This window comes from Streptomyces fildesensis (assembly GCF_016107395.1).
GTDB lineage: Bacteria > Actinomycetota > Actinomycetes > Streptomycetales > Streptomycetaceae > Actinacidiphila > Actinacidiphila fildesensis.
Genome location: NZ_JAAIKO010000038.1, coordinates 1 through 20,230 on the forward strand (window position 1 = coordinate 1; position 20,230 = coordinate 20,230).

At 69.7% G+C, this 20,230-nt stretch carries 11 protein-coding genes; 2 read left to right on the top strand and 9 right to left on the bottom strand.

Translation table 11 applies throughout. From position 1 onward, the window contains the following. Positions 1-86: 86 nt before the first annotated feature. On the bottom strand, positions 87-1,205 hold the full coding sequence (locus tag C6N31_RS32695; protein ID WP_138356632.1) for an IS630 family transposase: 1,119 nt from the start codon (positions 1,203-1,205) through the stop codon (positions 87-89). A 179-nt stretch (positions 1,206-1,384) separates the two neighbouring features. Here C6N31_RS32695 and thrS point away from each other — a divergent pair, with 179 nt between their 5' ends. Then, the gene (gene thrS / locus C6N31_RS32700; protein ID WP_198358878.1) at positions 1,385-2,704 is read left to right on the top strand and encodes a threonine--tRNA ligase; all 1,320 of its coding nucleotides are present in this window, start codon (positions 1,385-1,387) and stop codon (positions 2,702-2,704) included. Between the two features lie 131 nt (positions 2,705-2,835). On the opposite strand, the gene C6N31_RS32705 is transcribed toward thrS, so the two are convergent. The 5 genes from C6N31_RS32705 to C6N31_RS32725 all read right to left on the bottom strand — a co-directional run bounded on the left by C6N31_RS32705 (position 2,836) and on the right by C6N31_RS32725 (position 5,958). Next, a complete protein-coding gene (locus tag C6N31_RS32705; RefSeq protein ID WP_138356634.1) occupies positions 2,836-3,102 on the bottom strand; it encodes an MDR/zinc-dependent alcohol dehydrogenase-like family protein in 267 nt (88 codons plus the stop codon). A 70-nt stretch (positions 3,103-3,172) separates the two neighbouring features. Beyond that, positions 3,173-4,144: a hypothetical protein gene (locus tag C6N31_RS32710; RefSeq protein WP_138356635.1), complete on the bottom strand. Its 972-nt coding sequence runs from the start codon at positions 4,142-4,144 to the stop codon at positions 3,173-3,175. Positions 4,145-4,215: 71 nt separating this feature from the next. Beyond that, positions 4,216-4,677 carry a hypothetical protein gene (locus C6N31_RS32715; protein ID WP_138356636.1) on the bottom strand — a complete coding sequence of 154 codons (462 nt, stop codon included), beginning with the start codon at positions 4,675-4,677 and terminating at the stop codon, positions 4,216-4,218. 243 nt (positions 4,678-4,920) lie between these two features. Continuing rightward, the gene (locus C6N31_RS32720; RefSeq protein ID WP_138356637.1) at positions 4,921-5,151 is read right to left on the bottom strand and encodes a hypothetical protein; all 231 of its coding nucleotides are present in this window, start codon (positions 5,149-5,151) and stop codon (positions 4,921-4,923) included. 39 nt (positions 5,152-5,190) lie between these two features. Beyond that, positions 5,191-5,958 carry an IclR family transcriptional regulator gene (locus tag C6N31_RS32725; protein ID WP_138356638.1) on the bottom strand — a complete coding sequence of 256 codons (768 nt, stop codon included), beginning with the start codon at positions 5,956-5,958 and terminating at the stop codon, positions 5,191-5,193. Between the two features lie 318 nt (positions 5,959-6,276). Between C6N31_RS32725 and C6N31_RS32730 the strand changes: the two genes are divergently transcribed. Then, entirely contained in the window at positions 6,277-7,095 is an 819-nt protein-coding gene (locus C6N31_RS32730) for a DUF2785 domain-containing protein (RefSeq protein ID WP_198358842.1), read from the top strand. Positions 7,096-7,163: 68 nt separating this feature from the next. Here C6N31_RS32730 and C6N31_RS32735 read toward each other — a convergent pair whose 3' ends face one another. From C6N31_RS32735 to C6N31_RS32745, 3 genes are read right to left on the bottom strand one after another with little or no spacing between them, the layout of a single operon-like run. Next, positions 7,164-12,497, bottom strand: a complete 5,334-nt coding sequence (locus C6N31_RS32735) for a Tc toxin subunit A-related protein (protein WP_198358843.1) — start codon at positions 12,495-12,497, stop codon at positions 7,164-7,166. Positions 12,498-12,512: 15 nt separating this feature from the next. Then, positions 12,513-12,806: a hypothetical protein gene (locus C6N31_RS32740; protein ID WP_138356641.1), complete on the bottom strand. Its 294-nt coding sequence runs from the start codon at positions 12,804-12,806 to the stop codon at positions 12,513-12,515. Next, on the bottom strand, positions 12,796-20,145 hold the full coding sequence (locus C6N31_RS32745) for a SpvB/TcaC N-terminal domain-containing protein (RefSeq protein ID WP_198358844.1): 7,350 nt from the start codon (positions 20,143-20,145) through the stop codon (positions 12,796-12,798). The genes C6N31_RS32740 and C6N31_RS32745 overlap by 11 nt, the downstream gene beginning before the upstream one ends. Between the last annotated feature and the right edge of the window lie 85 nt (positions 20,146-20,230).

Below are 20,230 nucleotides of genomic sequence, written 5' to 3' on the forward strand. Positions count from 1 at the left end.
CCAGCAGTAGAAGTCACACAGCATCTAACGATCAACTACTGGCGCAGGACACTAGTGCGTTGTCCACGAACGTTGGCCGGGTGTGGTTAGGCGGCTTTGGGTCGTGGGCGGCCCCAGCGTTGTTGGCGTTCGCTGCGGACTTTGGCACGTTCTCGGCGTTGGGCGGCCAGGACGTCGGGATGGCGGGCGTTGAGGTTGCGCCATCGCAGGTAGTTCTGGAGTCTTCGCTCGAGCACGGTGTGGTTGGGGTGGTCGGAGCCGGCTATGACGAAGGTGCGTAAGGGACCGAACTGGGCCTCGATCGGGTTGGCCCACGACGCGCTGGTAGGCGTCAGGCACAACTCGACGTTGTTCCTTCGCGCCCAGGTGCGGATGGTTGGGGTCTTGTTCGCGGACAGGTTGTCCAGGATCACGTATATGGGGGCGCCGTCGGGTCGGGCAGCACGGATTGACTTCAGGGCGGACAGGCTGTGGTCACCGCCTTTGCGGCGACGGGTGACGCCCCATAGTTGGTCGTCGCCGAGGGAGTAACAGCCGTGGAAGTACCGGATGCCGTGGGTGCGGTGGTAGGTGGCCGGCATCCGGTCCGGTCTGTTTTGAGCGGCCCAGGTGGAGCCGTGCCAGGGGCGGATCGACAACGGGCCGAACTGATCGAAAGCGAAGCACCGATACGGAAAGTGGCTGGTCACGTGCTCGATACGGTCGAGTTTCGTGTCCTTGTCGGGGTCGGTGGACTCTTTCCAGGTGCGGGTGCGCTGGAAGGTGATGTCGTGCTCGTGCAGGATCTGCCGGAGCCGTTCCCGGCCGATCTTCACGGTCTTGATCCGGTTGCGGGCCAGGTAGTCGGTGAGTTTGCGCAGGCTCCAGTGGGTGAAGGGGCAGCCCAGGGTGATGGGGCGGGTGGTGGCCGTCGCGATGATGAAAGTGCGTTGGTCATCGCTGATCAGGCGGGGACGGCCTCCCGCCCACCGAGGGTCCAGGGCGGCCAGGCCCTTGTCGTTGAAGGCGTGGATCACATCGCGCACGGTGTCTTCGTGCGCGGCGACCAGGTGCGCGATCGCCGGCACGGTGGTGCCGGATGCCGACGCCATGATGATCAGTGCCCGGCGAACCCGCACCGACTCGTGGCGGCCCCGCCGGACCAGCTGCTGAAGTTTCTGACCCTCTTGATCAGTTAACCGTCGTGCTCGAACCCGCTCAGCCATGAGGCACCTCGCTCACCTTGGATGACAACCACGTTGCCACCACAGCGCCGCCGCCAAGCCCCAACACCCCAAAAATCATTCAGGGATCACCAGCCCGGCCAACGTTCGTGGACAGCGCACTAGCGTGAACGCATGAAGCGCGCTGCTATGACGACGACGCCGGAGAGTGTCCCGGCGCGCTGACTGATGTCTTAGTCCGAAGCCCCGGGGCGAGTGCCCCGGGGCTTCGCCGTGTGGTCACTCGCCTCACTGTCCGCGAGGAGACCACGATGCATGATCACCGCAAACTCGGTCGTGAGCTGGAACTGTTCGACACCGACCCGCTGATCGGTGCCGGGCTGCCGTACTGGCTGCCCGACGGTGCGACCGTGCGCCACGCGCTGGAGGAGTACATCCGCAACGCCGAACGGCGCGCGGGCTACCGGCACGTGTACTCGCCGGTGCTCGGCAAGCGGGAGCTCTATGAGATCTCGGGGCACTGGTCCCACTACAGCGACGACATGTTTCCACCGATGGACCTCGGCGGTGAGCAGGTCGTGCTGCGGCCGAGCCTGTGTCCGCACCATGCGGTGATCTACCGCTCACGCTCCCGCAGTTACCGCGAATTGCCGCTGCGTATGGCCGAACTGGGAGGCATGTACCGCTCCGAGCAGTCGGGCGTGCTCGGCGGGCTGACCCGCGTGCGGGCCATCCAGCTCAACGACGCGCACATCTTCTGCACCCTGGACCAGGTCGCCGACGAGGCCCGGTCGGCGCTGCAGATGATCCGCCGGGCGTACGAGGCGCTCGGCATCAGCCCGAGCCGCTACCGGCTCTCGCTCCCCGGCCCCGGCGGGAAGTACGTGGCCGCCCCGGAGAAGTGGGAGCGGTCCACCGCCCTGCTGACCGAGGTCCTGGACCGCTCCGGCCTGCCCTACGAAGCCGCCGGGGGCGAGGCCGCGTTCTACGGACCCAAGATCGACGTCCAGGTCGTCGACGGCGCCGGCCGCGAGTCCACCCTGTCCACCATCCAGATCGACTTCCACCAGCCCGAGCAGTTCGATCTGCACTACATCGGCGCGGACAGCGCGAAACACCGGCCGGTCATGGTCCACCGGAGCATCATCGGCAGCGTCGAGCGTGCCGTCGCGCACCTCATCGAGCAGCACGGAGGCGCCTTCCCCGCCTGGCTCGCGCCCACCCAGCTCGTCGTTCTCCCGGTCTCCGACGCCGAGTTGCCGCAGGCCGCCGAACTCGTCCACCGCTGTCTCGACCAGGGGCTGCGCGCGGAACTCGCCGGGCCGGAGCGCGGCAGCCTGGGTGCGCGCATCCGGCTCGCACGGCTTGTGCCCTACCAGGCGGTGATCGGTGCCAAGGAGGCCGTCGACGACCAGGTCGCCCTGCGCCTGCGGGACGGCCGCCGCCTGGACGCCCTGCCCGCCGCGGAGGTGCTGGCCCGCATCTCCGCTCTCGTCGACGCTCACAGCACCGACCTGTGGGACGGCGACGCCAAAGCGTAGTGCGCGGTTCGACCCGGCCCGCGGTGGCATCGAGATGCGCCGGATCGGATGGCCTTGGACAGGACCATGGCCAGGACCGTCCGACCCGGCGTCTCAGGCTCACCGCGGTCTGCCGCACAGGACCTACCGTGTCACCGGGTGTCGCCTTCCCAGTCCCAGTGATCCGGGTCGCCCGCGCGGGGGCCGTAGAGGGCACGGCCTCCCGGGCCGAACCTGCCGATCTCGGTGATCAGCGCGGCACTTTCCTGCAGTTGCCGGTTCGTCCAGCCGGTGACGTCGAGGAGCAGTCCGTCCAGGGGACCGCCGACCAGTTCCCGGTATACGTGACCGGTCCGTGGCCCCGGATCCGGATCGTCATGGTCGGCACCGTAGACCCGGCGCCAGATCAGTTCACCCATGCCCATCAGCATTGCAGCCGGCACTGACACCGCGCCGAAATCGGCTGCCCGGACGCGGAGCCGGACCCCGTCATCCCGCGATGAGGCCGATGCGGATGGAGTCGTCGTAGGGGACGACCAGGGTCTCGCTGTTGCCGGCGATCCACTGCGCGGGGACGAGGAACAGCCTGCCGTTCGACTCGACCAGCAGGCGCAGCCCTCGGTAGCGGAAGCGGTAGGAGTCCTTCGCCGCGCCGGCGACCTCCGTCTGCTCAACTCCGCTGGGGGCATCCCGCAGGGGTTCCTTGGTGTAGAGCACGACCTCCGGACGGTGCTCGAGTGACGCCGCGTCGTCCAGCGCCCGGCCCCGGCCGTACGCGGCGGCGAAGCTGTTGGCCGTCCAGAAAGAGCCGGCTACGACGATGACGGCGACCCAGGCCAGGGCATAGCGGCTGATGCGCCGGACAGCGGGGGACTCCAGCCAAACGGCGAGCTCACCGCTGTGCGCGGCGGGCGAAGGAGGCGCGGGCGGAGGCAGAGCAGGAGGCGGATCCGCGGACGGGTCGCCGACCGCCGCACGGTGCCGGTCCCAGCGGATGGCGAAGGTGCGCAGCAGTCCGAGGCCGTAGGCGATCGCGAGGGCGCCGCACCCCAGACAGACCGGTGTCGTCGCGATCGTCTCGGTGCGCGCCACGCGCGGTATCAGGAGCCCGACGACGCCCCTGGTGAACACCAGCAGCCCGAGGAGAACGGTGAACAGCCCCACCCAACCGGTGATGGCGTCGCGATCCGAGGAGGACACCATCCAGCGGACCGTGGTGTGGGCGGCGATGACCAGCAGGCTGATGACCGCGAGGACGATGAGGGGCGGATAGACGACCTCCACGCCGTAGAGCAGCATCTCCTGCAACGACAGGTCGACCATGTCGAGGTAGACACCGAAGTAGCGGAAGCGCGCCGTCGTCGCCACGTAGCCGAAGTAGAACAGCAGGGTGGTCAGTGCGGTGGTCGGCGCGATGACGTTGGCCACCGTCCACAGGCGTGCCCAGATCTGGCTGTCCACGAGTGGAGCGTCGGGCTCCGGGCCCCGATTCGGTTCAGGATCCGGGATCGGATTCGGTTCAGGGTCCGGGGTCACGTCCCGCCTTCGGAGGGCGTTGCCGAGTCGGACGGCGTCACTTCGGAGGGGTCACCGGTCGGCCCCTGCGTGTCGTCCGAGGCCGAATCCGACGGGTCGGGAGAATCGGTGCCACCGGCGGAAGCCGAGGAGTCCGGAGCGAAGGTCATCGTGTGTGTGGTGGTGACGAGCGCCGTCACGGGATGCCCGGAGGACGGCGCGTACTGCCCGCCGAGCAGCGAGCACGGGCGGGGTGAACGCGACACGCACCGCACGGTGACCTTGATGTCGAGTGTCGCCTTCCCGGCGCCGAGCCCGTCCGGCCTGGCGAACCGGATGCTGCAACCGTGCCTCGGCGCCTGCGAGGTCGGTTCCAGCATGGTCCCGGCCGAGCAGGCGTTCACCGGGTCCTTCACGTCCGGCGCACCGTCGCGGATGTTCCATGACGCCGGTTCGCCGTCGTCATCGAGTGCGCGCACCCCGCACGGATGATAGGAGCCCACCCGTCCAAGGTGAAGAGGCCTGCCCGCGGCGAAGAGGGCACCCATCACTTCGCAAGGCCGGGTTCGCCGGAGGTCATCAGCCCCAGCGAACCGTCCGCCGCATTTGCTTGCGCCGCAGGAAGAAAGTGCCGATGCATGCGCACATGTGCGCACACCAGGGCGGACGACGACCTCGTCCTGCGCGACGGGACAGCGGACCTGGAGATCCGGGTCATCACCTCACCGGCGCCCGAACCCCTCGTCGAGACGCTGTTCACCGACGAGATGGTCGCCGTCGTTCACCGACGAGATGGTCGCCGTCGTCCGGCGCGGGCACCCCCTCGCCGGAAAGCCGCTCACCCCGGCCGCCTTCGCCGGCGCGCCGCACGTCCTGACGTCCCGGCGCGGCCGGCTGCGCGGGAGCAGGTACGTGCCGCTCTCGCCGACGACGCCGAGCCGGCGCCCGAGCACCGATGACGCACCGCGCGCCGTGCCGGTCGGCGGACCCGCTCACCGGACGCGCAGCGACGCGCTGATGGCCTTGCCCGTCCGCTGCACGACATCCGCGAGCCGTTCCAGATGCTGTGCGGGATGCGTCAGGACACACAACGCCGCCACCGGGACATCGTCCGCGGCGTACAGCGGAACGGCCACACAGCACACTCCCGGCACCACCTCCTCACGGTCGAACGCGGCACCGCGGTCCCGGATCGCCGCCGCTTCGCGAGGCCAGGACGCGGGGAGCCGGTCGAGCGGCAGAGCGCGGTCCGCCCCGGCCACCAGCACCTTGCCCGCCGCGGTGAACCACGGCCAGACCGTGCCGCTGCGTGGCGGTGGCACCACCGTGTTCTCGCCGGGCGTCCAGTCCAGTACCAGCGTCTGACCCTCGCGTAACGCGCTGATGCCCACGGTCGCGCCGGTCGCACCCAGCAGGCGGCGCACCGGCTCCCGCACCGCGGCCCGCAGCCCGGGATGCGGCTGCCACTCCTGCCCGAGCTGGAACATGCGCGGACCCATCCGGTATCCCCCGTGGCACCGCTCGACGGCGTTCAGCGCGACCAGTTGCTCCAGCAGCCGGTACGCGGTCGTCTTGGGCAGCCCGCACTCCGACGCGAGCCTCGTCAGTCCTGCCTCCCCGGCCCGGTCCACAGCCCCCAGCAGTCCGAATGCGCCCTGCAGCACACCACGCCCGCCGGCCCACGGCGGGAGATCCGCCAGGACCCCTGTCTCCGGCTCGTACGCGCCTGGCCGGTTCAACGGCTCGTTCAACTGCCTCATCGATGAGACCCCCGTCTCGATGCGATCACCACGCTGCCGGCGCTGCCCGTGGTGTCGTCGACCGACCCCCACGGCCGCGCGCGCCGCCCACCCTGACCGAACGCCGGCTCGTACCCCGCACCCCGGCTTCGCAGGGAATACGGTTCCGACGACACTCGAGTTCAGCACCGCGGAGCGTGAGTTCCGTACGCAGCGCGACGTGGACAGGTCGTAGTACGCCCGGCCCACGGGGTTGAGGCTCATCTCGCGGCGCGGAGGCGGAACCGAAAGCCGATCGCTTTCCTTGCCGGTCTTCGAGGGGCGTGGAAGGCTCGGGCGATGAGTACGGATCTTGTCGACTGGTCGTCGATCGCCGCCACGGATTTCCCGTTCCCCGCCGCCGTACCGACCGCCCGGCTGGGCGACGAGCTGTCGGCCATGCTCGTGTCCCCCGACCCCGAAGTCCGGGACGAGCACGCCTACACCGCCGCCGCGCGCTGGATACGCGAAGGTCACCTCGACGAGGTTCTGGAGGACCTCGGTGACGCCGCCGCGGACCGTTTCACCCATCGGGAGATCCAGGCCAGGACCTTCGCGCCCCTCGTGCTCCGGTGCGTTCTGACCCGCGGACAGGCCGCCCCCGGCACGGTGCCGCGGACGGCCGCGGAGCGCTGGTACGCCGGCTTCGCCTCCTGGTACCCGTCGGAGCTCGACACCCGCGGCTGGGACGACTCCCTCGGCTGGCTGCACGCCGTCGCACACGGCGCCGACGCGGCCGCCGCGTTCGGACAGGCGCTGCCCGCCCGCCGCACCGAACTGCTGGAACTGTGGGCCCGCCGGATGACGGCCGAACACACCGACTACCGCTACGCGCAGCTGGAGGATGCCCGTCTCGCCCACGCGCTCAGCCGCATCCTGCTCGCTCCGGACCTGACGGCCGAGCAGGCCACCGGCTGGTTGGGCATCGTGACGGACGCCCTCGACGGTGGCGGCCCCGGCCCCGTTCCACCCTGGGCCTTCAACACCTTCGCCACGCTCCAGTCCCTGCATCTCCATCTCACCCGCGGCCTTGCCGACGGAGGCGTTCCACCGCACGCTCCGGTCGTCGCCGATCGTGTGGCCGCCGTCCTCCGGCTGCCCTACGGCTGGCTCGCCTGACGTTCATGGCACCGCCCGGAGGGGCAGCCGCTGTGCGCGGCCGCCCGTCCGGGCGGATGGTCATCGGGTCAGGACGTCCAGGCCGGTCCCTGCCCGGTCCAGCTGATGACCAGCTGAATGTCGTCCAGCTTGCCGGAGTCGAACAGAGCAGCGGCGTCCTCGCCGAATCCGAGCAGCCAGTCTCCCCTGGGACTGGTTCCGGAGAGCGAGGCCCAGGTCGCGGCGTTGCCCCGCCGGGTGCTGGCCGTGCCTTCCGTGGTGGTGGCGCTTCCACCGCCCTTGATGCGACGCAGCGACAGCAGCGTGTTGGGCACCGGTTCACCACTGTCGAGCCGGACGGCGACCGCGGAGGTGACGAGGCCCGAGATCCCGACCGGGAAATCGATGTCCCGCAGGTTGAGCGTGACCGAGCGGGCCTTCGGGTCTGCGGGGTTGTTGAGGTCGTACCACTGGTCGGGGAAGTCGGTCGCCAGGCTGAACACCCGGTCCGAACCGCGCTCCCGGGATCCGTTGAACCGGTTGATCAGCTGGCTGCGGTAGCCGTCGTCGTACAGGGCCGTGTAGTCGATCGTGAGCATCACATCGGCGATCGCGGCGAAGTCGATCGGATTCGCGGCGGGCGGAAGGTGGAGTTCCCACGTGGTGTCCACGCCGCTGGACTCGAACGGCCGCAACATGTCGGCCTGGGCGTCGAGTTCGAAGACCCCGCTGGCGTTGACCGGTGACGTCAGAGCGACCACTCCGGGGTCGTGCCGCACCACGATGTCCTTGAAGCCGCTGTCCTGCCGGGTGGTCACCCGGGAGATGCCGTTGGAGGCCAGCGTGGCGCGAACGCCCCGCTCCGGCGGAAAGAGCCCGGCGATGCTGACGCGTACCTGGCTGATCATCCGGCAGAACTGACCGGGGAAATCACCGTCGAACAGGGACATCGGGGTGGCGAAGGCGATGGATCCGGTACGACGGAACTCCAGGAACTCCACCGGCATGAGCTGGGCGAGGGAGAACGTCTGGGACAGGTTGAGACGCCGGCGTTCCGACCGGAAGGCGTACTCCTCCAGGCCGCTCAGGTCCTGGCTGAGCCGTTCCGCTCCGGTCAGCCCCCGGCGATTGACCTGATTGCTGGTGTCGGTCGTCTCGGCCGGCGTCTGCCAGTAGTCGTTGCCGATCAGTGTCTGGGCCGATTCGGCCCGCTCAAAGGCCAGTTGCGCCTGCGCCAGCCGCGCGGTGGCGGTGGCCTGCTGCAGGAAGTACCGGTACGTCCCGCCGAGCGTGTTGCTCATCCACAGATACAGATCGGCGTTGGTGAACTGGTCGTTGAGGAACTTCAGCGTCGCTGTCGCCTGGTCGCGCTGGAGGGTGGCGATCGCCTGCTCCTGAGTGGCTATCGTCACCTGGTCGTTGGCCGTCACCATCTGCGCGGCCGCGACCAGTGAGTCCTGCTCGGCAGAGGTCTTCTGCAGGCGCCACTCGTCCTTGTGCTGCTCGATGCCGGCCTTGAGCTGGTTGGCATCCATCCGTGCCTGGAGGGTGTTCTCGTTGGCCTGGAAGATGCCCCTGCTGACAAGTCCGGCCGTGATGGACATCGCTATGGCCGGCCTGGCGCCGCCGGAGAAGACCGCACCTGCGAGGTCAGCCGCGTTGTACGCCTGCTGCAGGACACCGACCGCCGTGTCGACGGCGTTGATGGTGTTCCGGATGGATCTCATCTCGCCGTACTGGTCGAGGAGGTCGCGCTCGTACTGGTTCGGCGGCAGACCGATCTGCCGCTCGTAGGTCCTGACCATGACGTCGGCCTTGGCACGCTGGGCTGCCGCCGCCTTGACCGCGTCGTTGGCCTCCGTCACCCGACTGGTGGCGAGGCCGATCTGTGCGTTGGTCAGATCGATCCCCTTGCCCGCGTCGAAGGCCCGCAGGCTGCGATCGTCGTACTTCTCGAGTGCGGCGAGGTAGCCCGCCTCCATCTGGGTTGCCTGGGACACGAGTTGATGCGCCCGCTCCATCAGCGTCTTGAAGCGGAAGGGCGTGGGCTGGCTCACCGTGATCGTCCCGACGACACCTTGCGTACGGGGCATGCCCGCGATGTTCCGCCCCTGACGCAACTTGGCGAGCTGTACGTTCACCCGCGCCGACAGCGACTCCAGCTCCGGGATCGGCAGGATCGGCTCACCGGGATTCATCGGCTCGAGCGGGCGCAGCGCGGGAACGGAGAGCAGTCGGCGGGCGGCGAGGTAGAGGGTCCTGGCGTGGGCGACCGACTCACCCGTCTCGCGGCTGAATTCGGAGTCCGCGAAGTCGATGTGGCACCGGATCACCGCCAGCAGCGTGGCACGGGTGTAGGGGGCCGGACGGTTGTCCACGAGCCCGAACGGATCCAGCTTCTCCGTCCACTGGGGAGGGAATTTGAGATCGGGGCGGACCGCTGTCTCGGTGGCGATCCGGAGGTAGCAGGATTTGGCCACGCCGTCGTCGTACGGGTACACGAGCCAGTACCAGTCGAGCGCCGCACGGTAGTCACCGGCGGTCTGCAGCCGCTGGGCCAGCAGGAGAGGCACGGCCCAGAAGGTCTCCCGGTTCTCCGCGTCCGGCCTGCCCACCTGAAGCCTCCTGAGGTCGTCCTGGTGCGTGGCCGACCTGGGGGGATCAAGATATTTGAAGGCCGAGCCCGCGTAGTCGCCCGCTGCTTTCACGGCCTTCTGCGCGCTGAAGACGCCCGGCCCGCGGATGGCCTCGAAGAAGGCGGCCAGTTGCGGCCTGCCGCGCGGCACCAGCAGGGTCGGGTCGAGATTCCGCTCGGGAAACAGGAACGCCGTGGTGGCGGCCTGCCAGCTTCCCATTTCACCCATCCAGACCCATGCGCGGGTGAACGTGTCCGGGTTGCCGAGTCTCCAGCTGAACGCAGGATGCGTCGGCAGCATCTCGCCGGATCTCTTGGCGGACAGGAGCGACTGAATGCTCTCCAGCGCCTGCTTGACGCGGGTGGTGCGCAGCGATCCGCCGGCGAGGACATCGACGAGGAACAGGGCCGTCATCTCCTCCCCGATGACACCCGTGGTCGTGGGTTTCAGGTCGTCGAGCAGGGCGTCGCGCAGAATCGGCAGGGCGACCTGCTCGGCCGCGATGACTGCCTGCCCGTTCCCTTCGATGATGTCCGCGCGCTGCGTGGTCCGGCTGCGCAGCACGGACTGCCAGTCGTGACGGGCATCGCTGTCGACGCGGTACGTGCTGACCCGCGGACCGGCACCGGAGAGGACGAAGTAGTCGGGGGAGAGCGCGAACGCGGTCTCCTGGGTCGTCCAGACCGGGAACAGCTGGCGCTTGTGGGCCCCGGTGAGGACCGAGACGGCGTCCTTCCACTCGGCGGCCGAGAGGTTCCCGGTGGCGGCGAGCCGGGCGAGCTTCCGCAGGAGGAGGAAACCGGGGCGGCTCAGTCCGACCGACGCGAGCAGGCCACTGATGTCGGCGCCCTGGTTCTCCTTGCTCTCCCAACGGGCGAGGTCGGCACCGGGCAACGCCTGGGTCACCATGGCCGTGAGTCCCAGGATCGCGGTGGCGGCATTGACGCGCAGTGCGTCGAGCATCTGCTCGTAGCCGGCGAGCGTCCCGGCTCGCTGCGTCAGCAACAGCCGGACGGGGTCACCGTTCGGACCCTCGATGACGTCGGCGGCGCTGATCACATCCGGGTCGGCGAGCACCCCGTACGCCCGCGGCGTCGTCGGGTGCTGGTCCTGATCGGCCCAGGACAGCGCCAGCCCGGCCAGCTGCCAGGTGAGCAGCAGCGGGGTCGATGGCGTACGCAGCGGGTCGGACCGGGTGGTGGAGGTGAGACCGAAGAGGGTTTCCAGCGCCGCTTCGGTGAGGCCCGGGCCATCCAGTACCAGCTGGTCCAGCTCATCGGGTTTGGCCGCCGACAACCGGATGCCGAGTCGTGCCGCCAATGCCTGGCGAACGGCGGGCGCGGCGCCCCGGACCAGCCGCAGCTCCGCGTAGGAGGTGCCCACCGCGGCGAGCAGCGACGTGTACGCCGCATTGCGGTAGGCCTCCTCGCCTGTCGCTCCGGGCCCGGCAGGGGTCCCGGTGGCCGCGATGCGTGCCCGGAGCAGTTCCACGGGCACACGCAGTTGGTTGATGTCGACGTTGCCCTGGTCAGCGGCCGCGGACAGCGGCTGGCTCAGCCGGTCGAGCGGCTGGCCCAGAACACGGACAAGGGTGGCGGTGTCCAGCGACGCCTCCGGTGGTCCCGGAACCTTGACCTGCTCCTGGGCGAAGGACAGCAGGGCAACCAGATACTCCCGTTCGTTGAGCCGCTCCTCCAGCGTCTTCGGCTTGAAGTCGCTGATGACCACGACCGGGAACTCCGTCGGCTTGAGCATCGTGTTGCCTGCCGCGTCGGTCGCCCACACATAGATCGTGTGCGCGCCGAACCCTTTCAGCGGCACGTCGGCAAGCCATTTGCGGAAGTCGCCGGGGGTCAGTGCCTGCGCCGTCGTTCTGGTTCCTTCGGGACTCAGGGCCCAGGCCACCGCCGCTTTTCCGCCGATCATCCCGCTCTGGGGGTCCTCCGCGGTTCCGCTGATGTGCGCGGTCCCCTGCCCGTCCTTGTCACCGAGAACGTCGGCCTGCGGAACGACGGGCGCGCGGGGCAGTCCGACGTCACGGCCGGTTATCGTGCGGACCTTTGTCGACGTGAAACCGTCCCGGTCGCCGACGGTCACCGCGATCGGCCGCGGTCCCAGCGGCAGGGAGCTGAGGGTGAGGGTCTTCTGGTATTGGGTGCTGGAGATCGTCTCGGCCGAAACGAACTGACCGTCCACGGCGATACTGACCGTGACCGGGAAGAACTGGTCGGCCGGAATGCTGACCCTCAGATCGACCGACCCAGGGCTCTCCCCCAGATCGACCACCGCACCCTCGGCCGGCGCCGTCACCGTGAAAGCCGGTGGAACCGCCGCCGCCACCTGGAAATTGACCGGGCCGGAGACGAAGACCCGCCCCGTGTCGGTGACGCCTTGAGCTGTGACCGTGTGGGTACCAGGCGTCGGGAACGTCAGAGCGAAGTCCCCACCGCTCCGGTTCTCCCGTGCCTTCTCGACGCCGTCGATGCTGACGGCGGTCTGTACGTACGCGACGAGAGGAGTCGATATCCATTTCCCGTTGATGAAATCCCATCTGAAGCTCGCACCTCGGAAGGCATCCACCGACACCGTGGCGGCAATTCCCGCCACCACCCGCCCGGCCTGCGCGGAAACGCTCACCGACGGCTGGATGGGGTCCGGCGTCGGCCCCGGCTGCTCGATGATGGACTCCACCGGCCCGGAGTCCACTGCTGATAATTCTCTGTCCATCACGAGAAACCCCGTCCGATAGTCGATCTGCTGGAAATGAGCGGTTTCATGACAAGGCATGGGCGCGACACGGTGCTATGCGCCTGTCGTCATGGTCAGGTGCGTCACGCCCGGCAGTGAGAGCGTCCCCTGACCTGTCAGTTCGACCTTCGCCGAGTGCGGAGGACCGAGCAGGTCGATCGGCCTGCCGTAGCGCCAGATGCGAGTGACATACAAGGCGACCCGAGCGTCCTCGCCGCCGGTGGACGTGGCCACGTCGAACATGTCCCCGGGGGACACCACACCCTCCAGGCAGCGCACGATGCACACAGCGCGGTCGACGGTCGCTTCCTCGGTGTCCTCGACGCTGATGCGGGCTCTATTTGCCATGGGCGGCGGCCTCCTTGATGAACTGCTGGGTCTGTGCCGGAGTGAGTTTCGGGGTATTGGCCAAAGTCGGCGAGATGTTCTCGATACTCATCCGCCCCGGTATCTCGATTCCCATCCGCCCCAGAATCGCACGGGCGGCACTCGTCGGGATCTCGATGCTGGCGCGGCTCGCGAACTCCGCGGGGCTCAGCTCGACTCCGACTTCCAGCTCCGAGGCGATGTATCCCTCGTGAGTGGCGACTCCTACCAGATCCCCCGGTTGTGCGATCTGGATGACCGACTGCCCGAACTGTTCGGCGTGCGCGCCGAACACGGTGGCGACTCCCGGATCGGTGGTCGTGGGAGTGATCCCCACCCGCTGCGTTCCGGCGCTGCCCTGATAACCGCGTGTTGTGCCCCGGAAGAGTGCCGGACCGCTCGGGGCTGCCGGCTGAACAGTCGCAGCAGGGTCACTGGCCGTGGACTTGAGGTAGGTCGGCTCGGCCGGCGGCGCACCCGCCCCGCCCGGCGAACCTGACCGCCCGCCACCGTCGGCGGACGTCGCGCCGGGACCTTTCGGAGCCGAGCCGCTGGGCACCGCTCCCAGCGGTCGGCCCGTCTTCCACATCACATATCCCTGAGCGGCCGTGTGAGCCAGACCTGCCGCGCTCACGAAGTTCTCCTCGAGACGCTGCGCCGAGGGGCCGAGAAGAGCGCCGACCGCGGTGGGCCGAGGCCTGCCGCCCAGCGCCTGCACCGCCCCCGAACCTGCGACGTCAGCGCCTGCCACCATCAGCGGGGCGCCGACGACGCAGCCCACGCCCGTCTCGCACAACGCCGCTCCCGCGACGAAGGCCGCCGCGCCACCCAGTACCTTGGCCCCGCCCTCCACCCGGGGGGCGATCTCCTCCTTGGTGAACTCGAGGGGCTCCCACTCCCGCGGATCCCAGGTGAACTCCCAGTCCGTCCCCGCGGTGTCGGTCCTGTTCATCGGGCCACCGCCGCACATCTGGTACTGGTTGACGCCGCCGGCCGGTCCCCTGGGGTCACAGCCGCTCCAACGAGCCGTCCACGGCAGGTAGTAGCGCGCCGAGTGGTGGGCCAGACCGCTCTCCTCGTCCCGCTCGCAACCGGTGAAGCGGTAGCGCTTGCGGGTGTAGCTGCCGAAGCTGGTTTCGCCGTACGGGGTGTATTCCTCGCGGTTGGTGAGAGTGCCCGCGCCGTCGACGACGGCAGTGCTGCTGCCGAGGTGGTCCGAGAGCTGGACGGCGACCGCCGGGCCGCGGTCCTCGGGGTGGGCGGGGCCGAGGCGGACCAGCGCGACCCGCCGGGAATCGTCCATGACGTGGACCTGGTTGTTCTCGCCCACTCCCGGGGCGGCCGCCGATGCGGGCGCCGCAGCGGCCCAGCGGTGATGCTCGAAGGTGCCGTCGACGTAGTGGGTGACCTCGACGGCACCGCCCTGGCGGCGGACGATCTTCTTCACCCGCAGGCCGGACGCGTCGTACAGGTACTGGGCGTGGACGGAGGGTTCGGCGCCCGGAGTCTGGGTCGCGAACGCCTTCAGCCGGTCGGCGTGGTTCCACGCGAAGTGCCGCGAGGTCGTCTCGGCGACCAGGTTGCCGTTGCTGTCGTACGTGTAGGTGTACGGCGTCTTCCCCACGGCCATCGCCCGCAGCCGGTTGCTGTCGGTCGCGACGTCGAAGGCGCGGCTGAAGCCGCCCGTGCCACTGTGGCCGAGGCTGAGGACGCTGCCCACCGCGTCGTAGCGGTACGTCTCCGTGTACGCCTGCGCCTTCGTGACATCAGTGCCGCGCGGCAGGTCGCTCCACGGATCCCCGGCGGGCTGCGCTTGGTACTCGCGGCCGGTCGCGGCGAGCAGCCGGTAGACCGGGTCGTAACTGAACCGCCGGTCGAGTGCGTCACCGCTGCCGAGCAGTTTGCGCAGGACGGGGTCGGTGGCACCGAGCGCGTCGGGGTTGTTGGGGATGCCGCTGCCAGGTGCCCGGTCGCGGACGGTGAGGATGTTCCCGACGAGGTCGTAGTCGTAGCCGTAGTCCTGCAGTGCGGCTCCGGTCGGACGGTAGGTCAGCCCGTCAGCGGCGAGGGTGAACCGCTCGCTCCGCAGCCTGGTCGGCCGGAACGTGTGCGGGTCGTAGGCGTACCGGGTCATCACCCCGTTGCCGTAGGCGACCAGGGACCGCTGTCCCTTGGCGTCGTAGGCGATCCGCTGCACATGGACCGCGTCGTCGAGGCGCATCCCCTCGAGTGCGCCCGCCCTGTTGTACGTGGGGTGGAGTTCTCTGCGTCGGCCCTCCACGTCGGTCGGCAGCACGTGTCTGACGACCCGGTTGAGCGCGTCGTAGCCCGTCGTCGTGACGTAGCCACCGGGTTCGAGCAGTTGCGCATCGCGCGCCGCCCGCCCCTGTCCGGCCGCGGGTGTCCACTCCACCTGGAACGGCACCACCTGCCAGCCCTTGGTCTTCGCCGCCGTGTACGTGGCGAGGATCGGCGCGTCGGCGATCACCCGCCGGGCGGATTCCAGCACGTTGCCCTTGAAGTCGACCAAGGTGACGGTTTCGAGGCCCGCCTCGTCGTACTGGCGCACCGGACGGCCGAGCAGGTTGACCACGCGGGCCGCGGCCCGGTCGGTGGCCGGCTGGTCGGAGGCACCACCGTCCCCGTATTCGATGAGCCGGCGCAGTGTCACAGACCCTGCGGAGTCGTCCCGCGCCCAGACATGAGTCGGCCTGCCCAGAACATCGGACACACCGAGCGTCAACGCACCCTTGCTGTCGCGGGCTTCGACCGGATTGCCGAGCGCGTCCGGAACGCTGTCCCGGCGCCCCGCGTCGATGCTGTCCGTACGCCAGCGCCGCTTGGCCACGTCGAAGCGGTACCGGAACGCATCCCGTCCGAGCGCGTCCGTGACCGTCACCAGATTGCCCTGGATGTCGTACACCGATCTGGAGGTCAACAGGTCGGCGTCCGCCACCCCGTTGCGGGCGACGGTGCGCACCGTACGGCCCAGGGCGTCGACCTCGGTGCTGGCCGGGGTGTTCCAATGACCGCGATACGCCCCCGCGGTGTCACCGTGGGTGCGACCCGCGTTGTCGTTCTGGTCGTAGGTGTAGGACTCCCATGGCGTCGGTACAAACACCTCGGGAACCGCCAGGTCGGCGGGGATTCCGAGGATGACGCGCTGTTCGCTGCCGTCGGGGTTCAGCGTTCGTACGACCTGCCCGCGCGGATCGTAGAACATGCTTGTCTTCTGGCCCGTCCGGGTACCGAGCGGCGGGACGTGGTCGAAGCCGGTGGAGAAGAACGGCTCGTACTTCTCCACCACCCGGCCCTTGTTGTCGTAGACCTGCGCACCGGAGACGATCACGTTGTCCGGGTCCGCGGGGCCGCGTGTTCGACCGGTGGTGTCGCCGACCGGCGCGAGGTCCTCGCCGGGTATGGCGCCGCCGCCGTGGGTCGGGTCGCCGAAGAGGGTGTCCTCCGCCTGGGAGCGGGTCTGCAGCAGCCGCCCGAACCCGTCGGAGTACGTCACCGACACGATCACCTCGTCGCGCTGGGCGGCCGGGACGTTCGTGTCCGTGTCGTGGCGCACCCGGCGGACGGTGCGCGCGGAGGCGGGTCGACCGCGCTCGGCAAAAGCGAGCAGATCGTAGGTCGTCCGCGAACTCGCCGCGTCGCGGTCACCCTCGCCCCGCTTGCCGCGCACGAAGTGGGCGGTGACGAGCCCGATGGGAGAGAACGTCACCGTGCCGGTGTTGCCGTTGGCGTCGGTCGTCTCCCTGGTCTGCAGCATGCGGTAGTCGTGCACCGCGAGGGTCTCGAGGCCGACGGCATCGATCAGCCGTACCGGCAGCAGATCGTGCTGGTCGTAGACGATCTGGCTCTGCGCGCCCAGCGGGTCGAGCGACGCGACCGGCAGTCCTCGCGGCACCCGGCCGGCGACGTGCACGTCGTAGCGGCGCCGAGCGCCGGTCACGTAGTACCCGCCGGGCGATCCGGGCACGTCGGTGTCCGTGTGGTGCGTGTAGCCGGCGAGACCGGGCAGCGCCGCGCGGAACCCGGGCGGGTACTCGGCCGGCCAGGTCGCGACCCCGCCGGGGGCCAGATACACGGGCCGCGGTCCGATCGCGAGCGGGTCGCCGGGCGGATAGAGGGCGTTGAGGAAGGCATCCGTGAACGTGAGGGACTCGGTGCGGACCGGCAGCCCGTGGTCGCCGAGGGTGCCGAGTGGCAGTCCGGTGAACGCGTCGCCGTCGTAGTACGTGCGGGCGTGGCCGATCACCCGCAGCGACAGACCGGCCTCCGTCGGGCCGGAAAGGATCGCGTCGCGCAGCTGCGCGACGCTGAGCCGGCCGTCGTTGACCACTTCGTAGCTGGTCGTCCGGCCCACCCGGTCGATCAGATAGTGGTCGGCGTCGTCGCGGCGGGAGTACTCGGTGGTGGCATACGTGGCCAGGTACGGCTGGGGTGCGGCGGTGACGGCGGCCATCGGGTCGCGGCCCCGGGGAACGGCGATGGAGATCTGCCCTGCCGGGAAGCCGTACCCGTCGTAGCCGCTGGGGACGGTGAACCGGGTCATCGGGTCGTCGCCGCGCTCGTACTGGGTGGTCCGGCTGCCGAGGCTGAACGGGAAGAAGATTCGTTCCCGCACGTCCTCCAGCCCGTCCCCGGAGCCGGCCGGCGGTGGCGACTCCTCCCGCACCCCGGAGATCGTCTCGGTGACGGTGTAGGGGCGGTGCTCGCGGTCGGTGCCGTCCAGACCGTACAGCTCCGTGCGCAGCAGCTGTCCGCGCAGCGTCCGCAGCGCGGCCCTGCGGGCGCTTCGGGGCAAGGCGGCCAGGAAGGCGGTCTGCCCCGGGGGGCGGGACAGCATCGGTACGTCCAAGCCGGAGTATTCGTGCCACAGATCCAGTTCGGTCCACTCCCCCGCCTCCACGGCGGCGACCGGTCCCGGGTGGAACCAGCTCTTCGTGAGGGTGGGCGGCGAGAAGTGCCCGTCCGGCACGGCGCCGGGCCCTGTCGTGGGCGCCGTCCCGAAGGATTCGCTGTCCAGCTGTTCGACCATCGCGAAGCCGCGGAACTCCCGCTCCACGCCGTCCCAATAGCCGTGGTGATAGCGGTACTTCGTGGTCAGCCGGCCGCCCGAGAGCGCGTCGCTCACCTCGACCCGGGACACCACCTGCACCGGGAACGGCAGGGTGGTGCGCCAGCGAGTCTCCGGATGGTGCTGGTCACGGAGGTACTCCTGCGTCGACGGCGCGTAGGTGACCTGCGTGGTGGCTCCGAGGTGGTGGTCCATCACGGTCAGCAGATGCGGCTTGACGCCACCGGCGAAGTCCAGGAAGCGCAGGTGCGGCCTCCCCGAACCGTCGTCGGCCCGGCTGAAGAGCAGGCCGGCCATCCCGGTTCCGTACAGGTCGGACAGCTGGAGCGAATCGCTGCCCGTGACGGCCGGAGTGCCGGTGATGGTGACCGGCTCTTCGGTCCAGGCGTTGCCGGACTGGTTGCCCCACAGCAGCACCCGCCCGTGGTCGACATGGATCAGGTCGGCCGCGCCGTCCCCGTCGACGTCGCCGAGCAGCACCCGGCGCGGATCGAAGCCGTCGGGCAGCCGGGGCGACCGGCGCATCGTCACCCGCGCTCCCCAGCGGCCATGGCCCTGGTTCGGCCAGTACGCGATGTTCCCGTTGCGGAGCAGCACGATGTCCTGCAGTCCGTCGCCGGTCATGTCCGCGAACCGCACCCGGGGATCCGCCAGATCCACGAGCGGTCCGGTGCTCTGTGAAGTGCGCTGCCACGCCTTGCGGAGGTCGGGATCGTTGAACCAGCACTCCAGGCGAGTACCCGAACGCAGCACGTCGGTGAGCCCGTCACCGTCCAGGTCGAGCAGTCTCACGTTCGGATCGGAGAGCCGGACCGACGGCGACTGCCGGTAGGGCCGGAACGAGCGATGGCTCCAGCCGCCCGCGAGAGTCATCGGGTAGTAGCCCGCGGTCGCACCGGAAGTCCGGCCGCCCGAGGTCACCACAGGCACGACCAGGTCGGCGCGGCCGTCACCGTCGGCGTCCATGAACCGCACCCCGGGATCGGCGAGGGACACCGGCGGCGCCTCGGCCATCTGCCGGGGAAGCTCGAACCGACCGTCGCCGGCGTTGCGCCAGACACGCTTCGTGGCCCCGAACTCGACCAGGTCGGGAAGTCCCGTCCCCCGCAGGTCGACCAGGGCCAGCGTCGGGTCGCCCAGCGACGCCGTCGGCAGGGCCGGCCCGGCCAGCGCTTCGAACCGGCGCACGGCCGGATCGAACCCCGAGTACCCGAAGGTCAGCGGCGGCAGGTTCTCCAGTAACGGGTCCTGGCCCGGCGGCAGATCCTGGCCGTCGATCCCGACCACGTCGACGCGGATGAGCAGTGAGACACCGTTGAACCCGGCCTGCTGGTAGGTGAACCGGCACTCACGGGCCACCCGGGCGATGCCGTCCGCTGCGTGGGTGGTCACCCGGACGGTGCGGCAGCGCAACGACGTCCGCACCTCGAACCCGGACCGGTGGTCCGAGAACGCGTCGGGCCGCGACTCGTAGTCGAAGTCCACCGCGACGAGGAACGACGGTTCGGCCCGGTCTCCGTAGTCCGCGTAGGAGATCCGGGCGAGCAGCGGACTGTCCCACGCGTGCCCCGCCTCCTGGCCGTGGTCGCGCAGATAGTCGTAGCGGATCACGTTGCCCAGCGCGTCCTCGGTCCGGGTGATCCGCCACCCGAAGACCCGGCTCGCGTCCTCGGGATCAGCGACCACTGCGGGGTCGCGCCAGGTGGCGTCCGCGGTGGCCGGACGGGGCGTCCCGTAACGGGTCAGCAGACCGTCCTTCCCGCGGACCTCCCAGTAGTTCCCGGAGGCGTCCCTGACGTGCTCGATCCGCGCGAACAGGCCCTCCGTCCGCGGCCGGTACCGCACCCGGCCCGGCCGGCCACCGTCGACGGGCACCAGATCCTCGGCCCCCGACAGGACGAACACATCGGCCCGGTCCGCCCCGGGCCCGGCGGGCCCGGCCGTCTCCGTGTCCGCGTATCGGGGAATGCCTCGGGACGTCTTGCGGGACACCCCCGGCAGGCTCAGCTGCCATCCCTGGCCGAACGGCCCGTTCCCGTTGCCGGTGCTGTATCCCAGCGACAGGTGCGGTGCCAATCCGAGCCGGCCGGCGGGGACCGTGATCGGCACCGTGAAATTCCCCGTCCCGGTGAACAGGTCCGGAGTGAACGTCTCCCCCATGCCGCCGACCGCACCGCCGCCTTTCGGCAGCGACAGCACCGCACCCTCCACCGTGGAATCCGCTCCGTCGCTCATGACCCGCCCCCGCTTCGACATCGCCGAATCCCACGAAGGAGTCGGACTGACGGTCTGCAGCATGGGAGTGACGGGAGCCCCCTGT